The following is a 14,724-nucleotide window of genomic DNA, read 5'->3' as shown; positions in this document are numbered from 1 at the left end:
AGGTTCGTTCCGGGCGGGCGGAGCGGTTCGTCCGGACGGGACGCCGGCATGCCGTCCCGTCCGGACGCGATCCGGTCCGTGTCGCCTCCCGTCCGGACGCGGGGTGGCGTGAGGTCCTTCCGTCAGGACTCTTCGGCTGTCTTCGTGTTGAGGAACTGAGCCAGCATGGCGACCACACGGGCCTCCGTCGTGGCCTTGTCGATGCCCGCGTCGGCGAGCAGGCCCGAGCCGTTCTCGTGCTCGAGGAGGGCCAGCAGGATGTGCTCGGTGCCGATGTAGTTGTGGCCCAGGCGCAGTGCTTCACGGAAGGTGAGTTCGAGCGCCTTCTTGGCATCGGCGTCGAAGGGGATGAGGGCCGGCATCTTCTCCGCGGCCGCGGGCAGCGCCGCCGTCGCCGCCTGCCGGATGGTGTCGAGTTCGACGTCCTGGGCGCGGATCACCTGCGCCGCGAGCGCCTCGGGCTCGCTGAGCAGGCCGAGGACGAGGTGCGCGGTGCCGATCTCGTTGTTCTCTGCCGCGTGGGCGGCGTTCTGCGCGGCCACCACGACGCTCCTGGCGCGGGGCGTGTAGCGGCCGAAGCCCTGGTTGGGATCGAGGTCGGTCTCACCGGGAGCCTTGGGCACGAACCGCTTCTGCGCGGCCTGGCGGGTGACGCCCATGCTCTTGCCGATGTCCGTCCAGCTGGCGCCGGAGCGTCGGGCCTGGTCCACGAAGTGACCGATCAGGTGGTCGGCGACGTCGCCGAGGTGATCGGCGGCGATGACGGCGTCGGTCAACTGGTCGAGGGCGTCCGTGTGGACCTTCTTGATCGCCTCGATCAGGTCGTCGAGACGGACGGGAACGGAGGTCTGGGTTGGTTTCTCCATGTGACAACCGTAGGTTGACACCCAGAGGGTGTCAACCCGAGGTTGACACTAGATTGTGGAGTCCGCACGGGCGTCAGTGAGGTCGCTCAGCCTCCGGGTTCCTCGGCCAGCCAGGCCGCGATGGCCTGGGCGATGGGCTGGTCGGTGTCCACCTGGACGAACCCGAACTGGCCGCCCTGGTTGCACTCGAGGAACCACCACGTGCCGTCGCAGTCCACGGCGAAGTCGAAGGCTCCGTAGGCGAGTTGGGCGACGTCCATATAGGAGTCCACCGACCGGCGAACGACGTCCGGCACCTCGGCGGGCTTCCAGGAGCCGTGCTCCGTGAAGCGGCTGTCGACCTCGTCGGCGTCGGCTTCCTTGCGGGCGGCGAACATACGACCGCCGACCCAGGTCAGCCGGATGTCGGCCCGCTTTCGGATGTGCTGCTGAAACAGCGTCGGCCCCGCCTCCACCGCGGAGAAGTCCGCATCGGGACTGACGCGAGTGGTGGGCAGCACCATCGGAGGATCGCCGGGATGCCGCCCCGAAACCGACTTCACCACCAGGTCCTGATGCTTCGCCGCGAACTGGCGGGCAACCGACGGGAACGAAGTGATCAACGTCGCGGGAACACCGAAGCCGCTCTGCTGGGCGAGCTGCAGCTGCCACGGCTTGTAGCGCGCCTGCATGGCCGCGACGGGGTGGTTCATCCAACGCGCCGGGGTGCAGAAGAGCATGCCGTACAGCGCCTGCTCGGACTCGGCGGACAGCCACGCGGACTGCTCCTCGGCACGAGCGCCCGGAGCGCCGGGCCGGCGAACCCACACGGACCGCAGGCTGCTCAGGCTCACCATGCGCTCATCCGTCTTCAGATACCCGCGGAAGTCGCCGTCGCCGTAATCCGCCGACAGCGCGACCCTGCCCGGCAGATCGGCGGGGTCGAGGCGGACGAGCGGAACACCGAGGTCGTGCAGGGCCGCGACGACCATGTCCGCCGTCAAGTCCTCCTCGCAGGTGAGAACCAGGACAGTCATCGCCGTTCAATCATCGAAGTGCGTCTTGGAACCAGCGGTGGAGGCGGTGGTTCCCGTCGCCAGCAGCACCGCCCGATTGCGGGCGGCCGGACGCCCGTCGGGCAGGACATTGAGCTGCCGCGCAGCGTCATAGACGTACGGAGCGGCAACCACCGACCTCACCACCGGACGGGCATAACCCAAAGCAAACGGACGCATACCTTCTCCTTAAAAACCCACGCCCCGCCCCCGCGGGAAGAAGCAGAGACAGGGAGACTTCACCAGACAACTCTGCACAGATGACGCGATCATGCGGTCAAACAGTTGCCTGTTTCGATCGAATACGAAGAACCGCTTGACGGGACAACTCCGAGAACGTAGATGCCGCATGCCGGGCGCCACTGAACCGCCTCCCTCCGCGGCCTGACCCGCCCGTTCAGTCCAGGACCGGGGCGACGGCCCCGTGATCGCGCGCCACCCCCGTGCGCCGATCCACCAACTCCCCTCCGCCACAAGGAACTTGGCATCGACGGTGCGACAACCCGATTGACAGGGTGACCGGAACTGACCAAATGCGACAGGGGGAAGCATGGACACCGTGAAAACGACGCATTAGCAGGCACCGGAAACGGTCACCCGATGAGCCGGGCGAGGTTTCTGAGCACTGCCGTGGACACAGCGACCATGTCGTCCCGGGCACACGGCCCGGTCCGCACCGGGCCACTCCCGCACCGTTCCGCTCCCTGTGCCCCATGCCATCCCACTGCGACACATACGCCCCTCCATCGGGAGGGATGGCGTAAGATCGCCAACCAATACGCACGACTTCGAACAACTGTCGCAGTCACCGCACATTCGGAGAATCTCCTCCGTACCAGACCAAGGTGACCGCACAGGGGGGAAGGAAACTCGATGAAGTCATCCCGTCTCCGGCGTCGTCTGGCCGGAACCGCGGCAGCCACCGTCCTGGTCGGCGCCGGCGCACTGGCCGCCGCGCCGTCCGCTTTCGCCAAGGCCAATCTCCTGACCATCGGCAAGGTCTCGCTCCAGGAGTCGGGCCTCCGGGCGAACGTCACGTACTCCTGCGACCCCGGCATGAACCACCAGTTGGTCGCCAACGCCACCAAGGTCAGCACGGCCGGCCAAGACGAGTCGATCGCCGCGGGCACCATCAAGAGCGCCAAGCTCACCTGCGACTACAACAGCCACGCGGCGCAGGTCTCGCTGCGCCCGGCCGTCGGTTCGCACTTCGCCAAGGGCGACAAGGTGAAGGTCGCGGTCTTCTACTTCGACGAGGACGGGTTCAGCTACGCGCGCCAGGAGACGGTCACCGTCCTCTAGGCCCACGCACCCACGCTCTTCCGCCCGGCAGGCGACGTCCGTCACCGCTCGTCGCCTGCCGGGCGGAAGACGCGGTGGGTGGACTGCTTCTTGCCGGCGATCGTGACGATTTCCCGGCTCTCACCGGTGAGGGGCCCGCGATTCCAGTCGCCGTACTGGGCCTCGACCTCGAAGCCCGCCCGGACGAGGAAGGCGTTGAGCGTCGTCACGTCCAGGAACCGCAGGCTGGTGCGGTCGACGCGGAGCAGCGCCCCGCCCGGCTCCGCCGTCGACCCGGTGAAGGTGACCACATCGCCGACGACGGATTCGACCTGGTGCCAGATGCGCAGCGCACGGCCGTCGGCGTCGGTGACATCGGAGGCGTTCGACGGGTTCCAGCCGTCCCAGGCACACGCCTGCGGATGGCGGCCTGTGGAGCGTCGGCGCGTCAGGCGGCCTCGGTTCGTGGGTGTGTGGTGCGGCGTGGGGCGGTGGCTCGTCCGGTCAGCGAGATTTCGGGCTCTTCCGGGCGGACAGGGTGGCGAGGAAGGCTCCGAGGGCCTCGTTGAAGGCGTCGGGGCGTTCCATGTTGGGGTAGTGGGCGGTGTCTTCGATGGTTGCCGTACGGCCGTCGGCGACGGCGTGCACGAGTCGTTCCGCCATCCCGATGTGGTCGTCGGAATCGATGCCGCCGTTGATGGCCAGCACGGGGACCGTGACCTTCGCGGCCCGCTGCCACGTGTCGGGCACGGGGACCAGATGCACCGGTTCGGTGCTGCTGTGCTTGGCGACGGTGCGGGTGAGCATGCTCCGCAGCCGCCGGACGACATCCGGGGCGACGTCGTCGAGGGAGCGGTGCGGGCCGGCCGCGCCCCGCATCCATGCGTCGACCCAGCGCTCGGTGTCGGACTCGGCCAGCGCGTGGGCCTGTTCGGCCAGCATCTCCTTGACCCAGGGGTCCTGGAACTCGGGTTCGTTGGTCCCCGCGCCACTGACGACCAGCGCACGTACCAGGTCGGGGTGCTCCAGCGCGGTGTCGACCGCGATGCCGGCGCCCATCGACAGGCCCACCAGGATCGCCGGCCCGACGTCGAGATGGCGCAGGAGCGCGGCCAGGTCGTCGCATTGCCGGAACGGTCCGCTCGCGTTGGTGGATCCGCCGTGGCCACGGGCGTCCGGCGCGATCACGCGGTGGTCCGACGCGAATGCCGGCACCTGGTCGTCCCACATGCCGTGGTCCAGGAAGCCGCCGTGCAGGAGCACCAGCGGTTGCCCGGTGCCGATGTCGCGGTACGCGAGTCGGCCGTCCGCAAGCTCGAATGAGTACACGTCAGAAACCCCAGTCATGACAACCAAGGTGTCATGACTGGGGCGGCTTGGCAACTGAGGTGTCATCATGGGGAGGTGACCCATGAGCCGCTCGAACCCGATGACCTCGCCCTCCGGCTCACGGAGGTGTTCGACCTGGTGGGCCCGCTGTACAGACGGGTTCAGCGCAAGGTGGAGCAGTCCGCGCCGCTCGAGGGCCTCTCCGTCGGCGTGCGCGCGGTCCTCGATCTGCTCCGCGAGCACGGGCCCATGACCGTCCCGCAAATGGGCCGGGCGCAGGCGCTGAGCCGGCAGTTCGTCCAGCGCATGGTCAACGATGCCGTGGCACAGCGATTCGTCGAGGTCATCCCCAACCCCGCCCACCAGCGGTCTTCGTTGATCCGGCTGACCGACGACGGCAGCGCGGCCATCACCGCCGCCCTCACCCGTGAGCGTGCCCTGCTGCGCCAGGTGGGCGGCGATCTGACCGACGCCGACGTCGGGGCCTGCGTGCGGGTGCTCACCGAGATGCTCAGGCTCTTCGACCACGTCGAGGTGAACTGACCCGCACGCGCCGTGCGGACGGCCCAGCGGTCGACGGCGATGCCGACCGGAGAGGGAACCTAGGGGGTGGGGCGCAGGACGGCGAACAGTCCCTGGGCGCGGGTGCCGTCCGGCAGGTCCCAGGCGCCGGCGACATGGCCGGTCGCGCCCTGCGGGAGAAGCGACGAGCCGTCCGGGGCGGGTCGAAGTGCCCGCTGCACGTGCAGGGTCACCCCGTGCGGCGTGGTCAGCTCGGTGCCCTCCTGGTTGTCGGTGGTCGTGGTGGTGGAGTCGGCGAGGATGTGGTCCGCGCCGGCGTAGGAGCGGGTGACGTCCCGGTCCGGGGTGTCGCTGGTGCTCTGGGCCTGGGCCTGGACCCGGCCCTCGATCAGGGCCAGCAACTGGGCGGTCAGCACCCGGTCGTGGAGGCCGTCGTAGACCCAGCGCTGCCCCAGCACGCCGTGCTCCATCGTGCCGACGAGGGCGTGCTCGGCCCCGTCGAGCGGGGCGCCGCGATAGGTGAGCGGCACCAGGTAGGTGGTCGGGTGAGTGGTGGAGGTGTCGGTGACCACTATGAACTCGATTCCGACCTCGCCCTCCGGGTCGTCCAGCCGGAAGCCGCCGGCCTTGGCCAAATTCGTTTCACCCGCGCCGTCGCGGTACCACGGGCGGGTGGGCAGCCAGGTGGTGAGCAGCTCCAGCTTGGTCGGTTTGATGGTGGTGTGGTGGATGACGGCCATGCCGGAGCTTCTCCTTCGTCAGGTGGATATGAGCAGCGACAGCTTTTCATCCGCACGGCGCCGTCAGGGCGGCTCTCCGGAGAACAAGATCCGTTGGCCGCTTCTGGACACGCCGGCTCACCCCAGCCGCACCTCGGACCCGATCGACCGCTCCCGGGCCGCGGTCACGACGAGGGCCGCCGCCGCGGCGTCCTGCGCCGCTACCCCGACGGACTTGTAGAGGGTGATCTGGTCGCGCGAGGAGCGGCCCGGCCGGCTGCCGCTGAGGAGTTCGCCGAGTTCGGCGTGTACGTGCGCTTCCGTGATGACGCCGTCGCGGATCGGATTCAGCAGGTCGTTGCTGCCCGCGGGGAAGGGGGCCAGGGCCGCCTGCCGCGACTCCACGCACACCAGCGCCTCGGCGATGGTGGCGTCGTCGATCTCACGGCCGGCCGGGTTGAAGCCCACCGAGGTCACATGCACGCCCGGGGTCAGCCAAGTGCGACGGATCACGGGGTCGGTGGCGTGGGTGGTCGCGGCGGCGATGTCCGCGCCGTCGAGCGCCTGCGCGTACGTGGGTACCGCTTCGACGGGCAGTCGGAGTGCGGCGGCGAGTTCCCCGGCGAGGGCGGCCGCCTTGGTCTGACTGCGGCCCGCTACGCGGATCTGCCGAATCGGGCGGACCCTGCACATGGCCTCGGCGTGGGACCGGGCCTGGGCTCCGGTCCCCAGGACCGCCAGCACCGAGGCGTCCTCGCGGGCGAGCAGCCGCGCCGAGAGCGCGGAGCAGGCGGCGGTCCGTGCCGCGGTGATGGCCGTGCCGTCCAGCAACGCCACGGGCTCACCGGTGTCCGGATCGAAGACGACGATCAGCGCCTGATGGGTCGGCAGAGGTGTGCCGGTGTTGCGGGGGAAGACGGAGACCAGCTTGCTCATGAGCACCCCGGCCGACGGTACCCGTCCCGGCATGGCCGCCAGGAAGCCGTCCCGTTCGGGCACCAGCGCGGCGACGCGGTCCGGTGAGGAGGCCCGGCCGGCGCTGAGGTCCGTCATCGCCGACGCCAGGCCGTCGATCAGCGTGTCCACGTCCAGCAGCGCCTCGACCTGCGAGCGACCGAGAACCAGCATCCGCCTCAACCTCCTGATGCAGCCGTACGGCCGGCGGGTCGCCTGGCCGCGGAGTCGACCGTAGTCCCGTACGGACCGCCGGGGCGCGGCGCACCGGTTGAACGCGGGTGCGCCGCCAGACTGGCTCTGCGAGCCGCGTTGAGGGAGACGGCTCCTGTGACGGAAGGGACGTGCCCAAATGACGACGGATGCCCACCCGGGCCCGCTGCGACTGCTTGTCCTCGGTGCTGCTCTGCGGGCCGAATCGACCAACGCCCGTCTGGCGTCCCTGGTCGCGGGGATACTGGCCGATGCCGGGGCCGCCGTGGACCTCGCCGCGATGCGGGAGTTCGACATGCCGCTGTACGACGGTGACCTGGAGGAGGCACAGGGGCTGCCCGACGGCGCCCTGGCGCTGCGCGACCGGCTGGAGTGGTGCGATGCCTTCGTGCTCGCCTCCCCCGAGTACAACGCCTCCGTGCCCGGTGTGGTGAAGAACGCGATCGACTGGGTTTCGCGGGTCCGGCCGCAGCCGTTCAAGACCAAGCATGCGCTGCTCCTGTCCGCCTCCCCGTCCCTGGTGGGCGGCAATCGGGGGCTGTGGGCCCTGCGGGTGCCGCTGGAGCACCTCGGTACCCGGGTCTACCCCGACATGTTCAGCCTTGCCGCGGCCCACAAGGGATTCACCGAGGACGGGCAGCTGACCGACGCCGGGTTGCAGCAGCGCCTCGGCGAGACGGTGACGGCCTTTCTCCGTCTCGTCGAGGCCGATACGCGCTATGTGTGCCTGCAGCGCCGGTGGTACGAGTTCCCGGGCGACCGCACGGAGGCGCCGGTGACACAGCGGGCGGAGGACTGACCGGCTCCGCCTCGCCGTCGCCGGCCGGCCTTCGGGGGTGCACCCGGTCGGCGGCGTTCGGGACGCAGCGAGACAACCGGGCATTCATGGTGATCTCATGAACACTACACGGATGAATCGCTCACAAAGGACCGTTGCGCGGGCACTTGCTGTCACCGCCGCCCTGGGTATCGCACTGGCGACAGGAGCGGCTTCGGCGGCGGCCGCGGTCCCCGATCCGGACGCCGCCACCAGGCCCACGGTCACTCGGCCCCATCAGTCCAAGCCGGCTGGTGGGCAGTCGAACCACGACGGTGAGCAGAGGACCCCGTACGGCGGTAACCACGAAGACGAGTGCAGTCTCATCATCCTCTGCCTGTGACGGACGGCGCGTGCGCGGCAGGGTGCGCGGCTGCGGCCTGACTCTCGGTCAGGCCGCAGCCGAGCGGCTCTCCTCAGCCTCCGACACGGAGGTAGTGGCCCCAGTACCCCTGATGGCGGCCATAGCGGTCGGTGAGTTCGGCGAAGGCGGTGTCGTCGAGGGTGCGGCCGTAGACGCGTTGGGCGGCGCGGGTCATCTCCTTGTCGGGAGTGAGGTGTTCGGTGCGGCCGAGGCCCCGGATGAGCAGGAAGGTGGCCGACCAGGGGCCGATGCCGGGCAGGCCCAGGAGTTGGTCGCGGACCTCGTCGTAGGGGCCGGTGCGCAGGAACGTCTCGTCCAGGTCGAGCCACTGGCGGGTCGCGCGCGAGAGGTAGCCGGCCTTGCGCTGGTTGCCGATGAGGTGCTGGAGGGCGGGTTCGTCGAGGGCGGCGAGTTGTTCGGCGTCGGGGAAGGCCCAACGGGTTTCGCCGTCGACGGTGATGCGGTTGCCGACCGCTTCGACCAGGGCCTGCTTCATCTTTCTGGCCACCGGCATGGGGACGCGCTGGCAGAGGATCGCCCAGCACAGCAGTTCCAGCGGTGAGGGGAACTTGACCTGGTGGTAGCCGTGCAGTCGGTCCACGACACGGGAGAACGGCCGGTCGAGGCGGGCCAGGCGGTAGAAGTCGGTGAGGTCGTCGGTGAGACCGAGGTGGAAGGAGAGCCGGTCCGCGGCGGCCTCGGCGGTGGCGTCGCCGAAGGGGGCGGCGGCGGTCAGGACGCAGTCGACGGCCGGTTCGTCGGGGGCTGCCGTCACGCGGGCGCCCAGGGTGGTGCCGTTCTCGCGCAGGGCCAGGGTCAGGGTGTCCTGCGCGGTGCCCTGCTGTCCGGTCATGGCGGGGAACGCGCCGATGAAGGCGAGGGAGGCGGAGAAGGAGAAGGGGGGCCGGGCCGCCAGCCGGACGGTGCGGGTGGCGGCGGCTGCCGCTGCGGTGTCGGGTGCGGTCACCGCCCGGCCGCTCCCCTGGTCGGTGGTCGCAGGGGAGGTGGCCAGGACTCCGGCCCCGAGGGGTGTGGTGTCGGTCATCACGGTCTCGCTTCGTTCGGTGGCGGCCCGGGGGATCAGACCGCGCGGCCGAGCCACCCCGCCAGGCGGCGGTGGATGTCGGCGTCCTCGGGGACGGGGTGGACCGCGGCGAAGGGCATCTCGCCGCCGCGCGGCTCGGGCGGCAGGACCTTCTGGGCGATGGCGAAGGCCATCCGGGCGAGGTCCTCGTCCAGCTCCGCCTCGGGGGCGATGACCTGGGCGATGTCCCAGGTGTGGGTCACCGTCTCCATCACATAGCCGCCGAGGGCGATCCGGCCCTCGGCCACGCCCCACGGGACCTCGAACTCCGTGGCGAGCTTGTCGTCGTCCGCCCAGGCGGCGGCGGCACGGGCCCGGGCCCGGCCGACCGCGCCGCCCCAGTCGGTGTCCGCGATCTCGCCGGCCGCCGCGGGGACGTCCATGCCGCGCCCGCCCTCGCCGATGTAGGCGATCCGGTGGAGCGCGCCGACGGTGTGGCTCAGCAGCGCCCGCAGGTCGTACGCCTCGCAGGGCGTCGGCCGGCCGAGGTGGGCGGGGTCGAGGCCGCTCACCAGCTTCTCCAGCTGGTCGATGGCGTTGAGGAACTGGGGGCGGGGGTCGAACGCGTTCATGGGAAGCGCCTCTCGTACGGGGCCCGGACGGTGGGTGCGGGCCGATGAGGACCACTCTGCGGGGTGATACCTGACAGAACCCGTCAGGTTTTAGACTGCGCTGCATGAAAGCCGACCGGCTGCTGTCCATCCTGTTGCTGCTGCAGGCCCGCGGCGGCATCCCGGCGACGGAACTCGCCGCCCAGCTGGAGGTGTCGGTCCGTACGATCTACCGGGACGTCGAGGCGCTCTCCGCCGCCGGGGTGCCGGTGTGGGCCGAGCGGGGGCGCAACGGCGGGGTGCGGCTGCTGCCGGGATACCGCACCGACGTGACGGGCCTGACCTCCGACGAGGCCCGGGCCCTGTTCGTACTGGCGGCCGACGGGGCGCACAAGGCGCTGGGGCTCGGCGGCTCGATCGCCTCCGCGCTGCGCAAGGTGATGGCGGCGCTGCCCCCGGATCACCGGCCGGCGGCGGAGCGGACCAGTGAGCGGATCCTGGTCGATCCGGTGCGGTGGATGCAGGGCCGGTCCGCCGACGTGGAGCTGGGCGAGCTGCAGCGCGCGGTGTTCACCGACCGGCGGCTGCGGCTGCGCTACCGGCGCAGCGGGGAGGCCGAGGCGGGCGAGTACACCGTCGACCCGTACGGCCTGGTGAGCAAGGCCGGTGTCTGGTATCTCGTCGCCGACCGGGACGGTGAGCCGCGGCTGTTCCGGGCGGACCGGGTGCAGGCGGCGACGGTCGACGAGGAACCGGTCCGCCGGCGCCCGGGGCTGGGGCTGGCGGAGGTCTGGACGGCGTTGCGGGACGGAGTGGAGCGGGTCCCGGACGAGGTGCGGGTGCACTGCCGGGTGCGGAGCGAGCGGCTGGACATGTTCCTGCGGATCCAGTCGGCACATCTCGCCGGTCCGCCGGCGGACCGGGGCGAGGGGTGGGCGGATGTGGAGCTGGCCTTCCGGGCCGTGCGGGCGGCGCGTGCGCTGCTGGTCTTCGGGGCGGATGTGGAGGTGCTGGCGCCCGCCTCGGCGCGCGAGGAACTGGCGGCCGCGGCGGCGGAGGTGACGCGGCTGTACGGGCGGGGTGACGGCGACGGCCGTGGGTGAGGCGCGCGCCGGGCCCGGCGCGCGGTCAACGCGCCGGGAGATCACCGCCGGTGGCCGGGCGGCCGCTCAGACCAGCAGTTTCTGGTAGAGGTCCTGCACCTCCGGTGAGGGCTGTACGCCCAGTTCGGCGTCGAGGATGCGCCACAGCCGCTGGTAGGCCTGCAGCGCTTCGGCCCGGCGTCCGCAGTGGTGCAGGGTGCCGATGAGCTGGGCGTGGAAGCCCTCGTTGAGCGGGTTCTCCGACACCAGCGTGCGCAGCTCGGGCACGAGTTCGCGATGCCGGCCGAGGCGCTGCTGGGCCTCGATGCGGATGCCGACCGCATTGAGGCGCAGCTCCTGCAGGTAGGTGACGTGCGCGTCGAGGACCTTGCCGATGGGCATGCCCGCGAACGCCGGGCCGCGGGAGAGGCGGAGCGCCTCGGTGATGCGGGTGGCCGCCGATTCGACGTCCCCGCTGCCGAGGAATCCGCTGCCCTGCGCGACCAGGCACTCGAACCTGGAGGCGTCCAGGGCGCTGTCGTCGACCGCTATGAGGTATCCGGACGGCCGGGTGACCAATATCCTTTCGGTGTTGTGCAGCCGCAGGCCCTTCGCCAGTGTTTTTCGGGCGTGGTAGACGTACGTCTGGAGTGTGGTGAGAGCGCTCCGCGGAACACGCTCTCCCCACAATTCCGCGATGAGCGTGTCGACGCTCACGGTTTCGTTGTTCCTGGCCAGCAGGAGAGAAAGCATCTGCCCAACCTTTGACCTCCCCACGATCAATGACTGGGCTTCATGAGATATCTCCACCTGTCCGAACACCTTGAACTGCACAGCGGCCCCCCGCTTCCATGCTGTCTGGTTTCAGCGACGTCTTCGACCGTCCGCCGGAGCCTAACCCCGCCGGTCGGTTTTTCCGGCTCAAGAATCAGTAATTTCCCAGCCCTCCGCAGACGTTGAGGGCCTGTGCGGTGACCGCGCCGGCGCCGGGAGCAACCAAGTACCGCACCATCGCCGCGACTTCGGACGGCTCGACATAGCGCCCGATCGGCACCCGCCCGGTTATGCGCTGATGCACCTCCGCCTCGTCCACGCCCCAGACCCCGGCGTAATGTTCCCGCACCCGTTCCGCCATGGGCGTTTCCACGAATCCGGGGCAGACCGCGTTGACGGTGACCGGCGTCCTGGCGAGCTCCAGCCCCAGTGCCTTGGTGAAGCCCACGACACCGTGCTTCGATGCCGAGTAGGGGGCCGCGTGCACGACGCCTTGTTTACCGCCGGTGGAGGCGATGTTGATGATGCGTCCGTATGCCGCCTCAGCCATTCCACCAAGGGTGAGTACGCGTTTGGTGACGAGAAATACGCTGTTGAGATTGGTGTTGATGACGTCGTACCAGAGGTCGTCGGCTACCTCCGCCGTAGCGCCGCCACCGGGCCGTCCGGCGTTGTTGACCAGGATCTCCACGGGACCGTAGCGGTCCACGCAGGCGCGTACCAGCCGGTCGGCCTCGGCGGCCGAAGTCACGTCGCAGGCGGTGCCGTCGACGTCGAACCCGCCCTCCTGAAGCTCCTTGGCGGTGGCGGCCACGGCTTCCGGGCGGCGTGAGCAGAGGAAGACCCGGGCGCCGTCCTCGGCGAGAGTCCGGGCGATCTCCAGCCCTATGCCGCTGGTCGCTCCGGTCACCAGTGCCACGCGGTGCTGTGCGCTCATGGTTGTCCCATCCCTTCCGCGATGTCCGTAAATGAATCGTCGGCACCAGAGAGACCACACGGCGCTCGAAGCTCCCTCGCAGGGCTCTGGAAGGTCGCTCGAAGACCGGTCGCAAGGCCGTCGGAAGGGGAGCGAGGCACGGCCCGGCGCGCCGCCGCGGGCCTCCACCGGCGGGTGAGCGCGCTTCGAGCGGGGTGGGCGATCGTGGCGCGGCGATCGCATCGTGCGGCGCGAGAGGGGAGATCCATGACCGAGCCGGCAGACGAGACGGCGGGCGACCCGTATCCGAACAAGTGCTATCTGCCCTTCATCCTGTACCCGCCGGGCATGCACCGGACCACCGGCGGCCGGGAATGGCTGGAGTCGCATATCGACATGCGGCAGCAGGGCGGCGACTTCGTGCTGTACATCGGCATCCCGTTCTGCCGTACGCGCTGCAAGTCCTGCCCGTACTTCGCGAGCCTGCTGTCGGAGAAGGACCCCAACGGCCGCGAGGAGCGCTACATCGAGGCCCTGATCACCGACCTCAAGCGGTGGGGTGCCTATCCGAAGTTCGCGACCGGTCTGATCCGCAACATCTTCATCGGCGGCGGCACCGGCAGCATTCTGCGCACCGGGAATCTGCGGCGGCTGGTCGACACCGTCTTCGAGACGTTCCACGTCGCGGACGACTGCGAATTCACGCTGGAGGGCAACGCCCGCGACTTCGACGAGGAGAAGATCGACTACGTCACGGGGTCGGCGATCAACCGGCTCAGCCTGGGTGTCCAGTCCTTCCAGCCGGAACTGCTCGGGGTGATCGGCTCACCGCACGCCGCGGAGGACAGCGCCCGGGTCATCAAGGAGTTCCAGGCGCGCGGATTCCGCAACATCCAGCTGGACCTGATGTACAACATGCCGGGGCACACCCTCGACATCTGGCGGCGTGACCTGCAGACGCTGTCCAGCCTGGACGTCCCGCACTTCACGATCTACCTCTACCGGATCCACCAGGACACCATCCAGGCGAAGCTGATCACCAAGGGCAAGGTCGACCGGCCGGCGGACCCCGAGGGCCCGATGGTGAAGGCGATGTACCGGGAGGCCATCGAAATAGCCGAGGAAATGGGCTACTCGATGTACATGGTCGACCATTTCTGCAAGCCGGGCTACGAGAACATGTACAACCACTGGAACTGGAAGGTGTACATCGACACCCTGGCCGTCGGCCCCGGTTCCTACAGCTACTTCGACGGGTACCGGCTGGGCACCGAGACGGACGTCGAGAAGTACATCGAGACCGTCGAGAGCGGCGACTTCCTCATCAGCACGGTCACCGACGAACTCTCCCCGCGCGTCCAGCGCGAGCGGTACGTGGTCTTCGCCCTGCTGTACTACGAGATCGAGTACGCCTTCTACCGGAGCAAGTTCGGCAGCGACTTCCGCGAGGACTTCGCCGACGAACTTCAGCGGCTGGAGCGCAAGGGGCTGGTCGAACTCACCGAGGACCGGATGCGGTTGACGCGACTGGGTCTGATCTGGCACACCAACGTCATCCTCGAATTCTTCAATCCGGCGTTCTGGAACGACTCGCGGTCGCTGGCCGAACCGAACTGGTCGCTCAACGGCGTGATGGTCGAGGTCGGCGCGCACGCCCGCGAGTACTGGCTCGGCGACAAGGACGTGACCTTCTTCCCGCCGCCCGGCGAGGTGGCGGCCCCGGCGGCCGTGACGGCGGCGTCCACCACCCGGCGGGAGGCGGACGGCCGTGACTGAGACCCAGCGGTTCGTCGCGCAGGCGACCGTCACCGTCAACGCCCTGGTGCACGACATCTGGGCGGTGTGGGTGGACGTCAACGCCTGGAAGACCTGGGACGACGGCATCGACAGCACCCAGCTGCACGGCAACTTCAAGGCCGGCAACAGCTACACCCTCACCCCGCAGGGAGGACAGCCGCTGACGGTCACCCTCACCTCCGTCACCCAGGGCGAGGAGTTCAGCGACCAGGCGGTGCTGCCGTTCGGGACGCTCGTCACCCACCACCGCATGGAGCCGCTCGGCTCCCGGATCAAGGTGACCCACGAACTCGTCGCGGACATCGCCGAGCACACCGTGCCGGCCTTCGCCCGGGACGTCTGGCCGCATCTGCAGAGCGGGCTGGCGCAGTCGCTGGTCAACCTCGCCGACCTCGTCGGCAGCGACTGAGGGCCGGGCGGC

17 protein-coding genes are annotated in these 14,724 nt (G+C 69.7%); 6 read left to right on the top strand and 11 right to left on the bottom strand.

All coding sequences use genetic code 11. From position 1 onward, the window contains the following. Positions 1 to 122 precede the first annotated feature (122 nt). The 3 genes from AC0680_RS18075 to tgmA form a co-directional block, all read right to left on the bottom strand. Positions 123 to 866 carry a Clp protease N-terminal domain-containing protein gene (locus AC0680_RS18075; RefSeq protein ID WP_478629560.1) on the bottom strand — a complete coding sequence of 248 codons (744 nt, stop codon included), beginning with the start codon at positions 864 to 866 and terminating at the stop codon, positions 123 to 125. Between the two features lie 86 nt (positions 867 to 952). Next, positions 953 to 1,882, bottom strand: coding sequence for an ATP-grasp ribosomal peptide maturase (tgmB, locus tag AC0680_RS18070; protein ID WP_478629558.1), 930 nt, complete (start codon positions 1,880 to 1,882; stop codon positions 953 to 955). 6 nt (positions 1,883 to 1,888) lie between these two features. Further along, positions 1,889 to 2,080, bottom strand: coding sequence for a putative ATP-grasp-modified RiPP (gene tgmA / locus AC0680_RS18065; protein WP_384441964.1), 192 nt, complete (start codon positions 2,078 to 2,080; stop codon positions 1,889 to 1,891). A gap of 693 nt (positions 2,081 to 2,773) precedes the next feature. Between tgmA and AC0680_RS18060 the strand changes: the two genes are divergently transcribed. Further along, complete coding sequence (locus tag AC0680_RS18060) at positions 2,774 to 3,202, top strand: hypothetical protein (RefSeq protein WP_478629555.1); 429 nt, start codon at positions 2,774 to 2,776, stop codon at positions 3,200 to 3,202. A 41-nt stretch (positions 3,203 to 3,243) separates the two neighbouring features. On the opposite strand, the gene AC0680_RS18055 is transcribed toward AC0680_RS18060, so the two are convergent. Then, positions 3,244 to 3,492 carry a hypothetical protein gene (locus AC0680_RS18055; RefSeq protein WP_478629554.1) on the bottom strand — a complete coding sequence of 83 codons (249 nt, stop codon included), beginning with the start codon at positions 3,490 to 3,492 and terminating at the stop codon, positions 3,244 to 3,246. A gap of 193 nt (positions 3,493 to 3,685) precedes the next feature. After that, positions 3,686 to 4,528, bottom strand: coding sequence for an alpha/beta fold hydrolase (locus AC0680_RS18050; protein WP_478629553.1), 843 nt, complete (start codon positions 4,526 to 4,528; stop codon positions 3,686 to 3,688). A 57-nt stretch (positions 4,529 to 4,585) separates the two neighbouring features. Here AC0680_RS18050 and AC0680_RS18045 point away from each other — a divergent pair, with 57 nt between their 5' ends. Next, entirely contained in the window at positions 4,586 to 5,053 is a 468-nt protein-coding gene (locus AC0680_RS18045) for a MarR family winged helix-turn-helix transcriptional regulator (protein WP_478629550.1), read from the top strand. 59 nt (positions 5,054 to 5,112) lie between these two features. Here the strand turns inward: AC0680_RS18045 and AC0680_RS18040 are convergent, their stop codons facing one another. Together AC0680_RS18040 and AC0680_RS18035 are read right to left on the bottom strand one after the other, a co-directional pair. Next, positions 5,113 to 5,772, bottom strand: coding sequence for a maltokinase N-terminal cap-like domain-containing protein (locus tag AC0680_RS18040; protein WP_478629548.1), 660 nt, complete (start codon positions 5,770 to 5,772; stop codon positions 5,113 to 5,115). A gap of 117 nt (positions 5,773 to 5,889) precedes the next feature. Further along, on the bottom strand, positions 5,890 to 6,879 hold the full coding sequence (locus tag AC0680_RS18035) for an ornithine cyclodeaminase family protein (protein WP_478629546.1): 990 nt from the start codon (positions 6,877 to 6,879) through the stop codon (positions 5,890 to 5,892). A 178-nt stretch (positions 6,880 to 7,057) separates the two neighbouring features. Here AC0680_RS18035 and AC0680_RS18030 point away from each other — a divergent pair, with 178 nt between their 5' ends. After that, entirely contained in the window at positions 7,058 to 7,717 is a 660-nt protein-coding gene (locus AC0680_RS18030) for an NADPH-dependent FMN reductase (protein WP_478629545.1), read from the top strand. A gap of 434 nt (positions 7,718 to 8,151) precedes the next feature. On the opposite strand, the gene AC0680_RS18025 is transcribed toward AC0680_RS18030, so the two are convergent. Both AC0680_RS18025 and AC0680_RS18020 read right to left on the bottom strand, forming a co-directional pair. Continuing rightward, a complete protein-coding gene (locus AC0680_RS18025; protein WP_478629542.1) occupies positions 8,152 to 9,144 on the bottom strand; it encodes a DNA-3-methyladenine glycosylase family protein in 993 nt (330 codons plus the stop codon). Positions 9,145 to 9,179: 35 nt separating this feature from the next. Beyond that, complete coding sequence (locus AC0680_RS18020) at positions 9,180 to 9,755, bottom strand: TIGR03086 family metal-binding protein (protein ID WP_478629539.1); 576 nt, start codon at positions 9,753 to 9,755, stop codon at positions 9,180 to 9,182. Between the two features lie 104 nt (positions 9,756 to 9,859). On the opposite strand from AC0680_RS18020, the gene AC0680_RS18015 reads away from it, so the two are divergent. Then, positions 9,860 to 10,837 carry a helix-turn-helix transcriptional regulator gene (locus AC0680_RS18015; RefSeq protein WP_478629538.1) on the top strand — a complete coding sequence of 326 codons (978 nt, stop codon included), beginning with the start codon at positions 9,860 to 9,862 and terminating at the stop codon, positions 10,835 to 10,837. A 66-nt stretch (positions 10,838 to 10,903) separates the two neighbouring features. Here AC0680_RS18015 and AC0680_RS18010 read toward each other — a convergent pair whose 3' ends face one another. Both AC0680_RS18010 and AC0680_RS18005 read right to left on the bottom strand, forming a co-directional pair. Next, a complete protein-coding gene (locus AC0680_RS18010; RefSeq protein WP_478629535.1) occupies positions 10,904 to 11,569 on the bottom strand; it encodes an AfsR/SARP family transcriptional regulator in 666 nt (221 codons plus the stop codon). A gap of 175 nt (positions 11,570 to 11,744) precedes the next feature. Further along, on the bottom strand, positions 11,745 to 12,527 hold the full coding sequence (locus AC0680_RS18005) for an SDR family NAD(P)-dependent oxidoreductase (RefSeq protein ID WP_478629534.1): 783 nt from the start codon (positions 12,525 to 12,527) through the stop codon (positions 11,745 to 11,747). Between the two features lie 246 nt (positions 12,528 to 12,773). Here AC0680_RS18005 and AC0680_RS18000 point away from each other — a divergent pair, with 246 nt between their 5' ends. Together AC0680_RS18000 and AC0680_RS17995 are read left to right on the top strand one after the other, a co-directional pair. Further along, on the top strand, positions 12,774 to 14,282 hold the full coding sequence (locus AC0680_RS18000; RefSeq protein WP_478629531.1) for a coproporphyrinogen-III oxidase family protein: 1,509 nt from the start codon (positions 12,774 to 12,776) through the stop codon (positions 14,280 to 14,282). Next, positions 14,275 to 14,712 carry an SRPBCC family protein gene (locus AC0680_RS17995; protein ID WP_478629528.1) on the top strand — a complete coding sequence of 146 codons (438 nt, stop codon included), beginning with the start codon at positions 14,275 to 14,277 and terminating at the stop codon, positions 14,710 to 14,712. Before AC0680_RS18000 ends, AC0680_RS17995 begins: the two co-directional genes overlap by 8 nt. The last annotated feature ends 12 nt before the right edge of the window (positions 14,713 to 14,724 follow it).

The organism is Streptomyces sp. NPDC043738, from assembly GCF_056436545.1.
The sequence above is the reverse complement of the archived record's forward strand: the minus strand, read 5'-3'. Positions and strand labels throughout refer to the sequence as shown.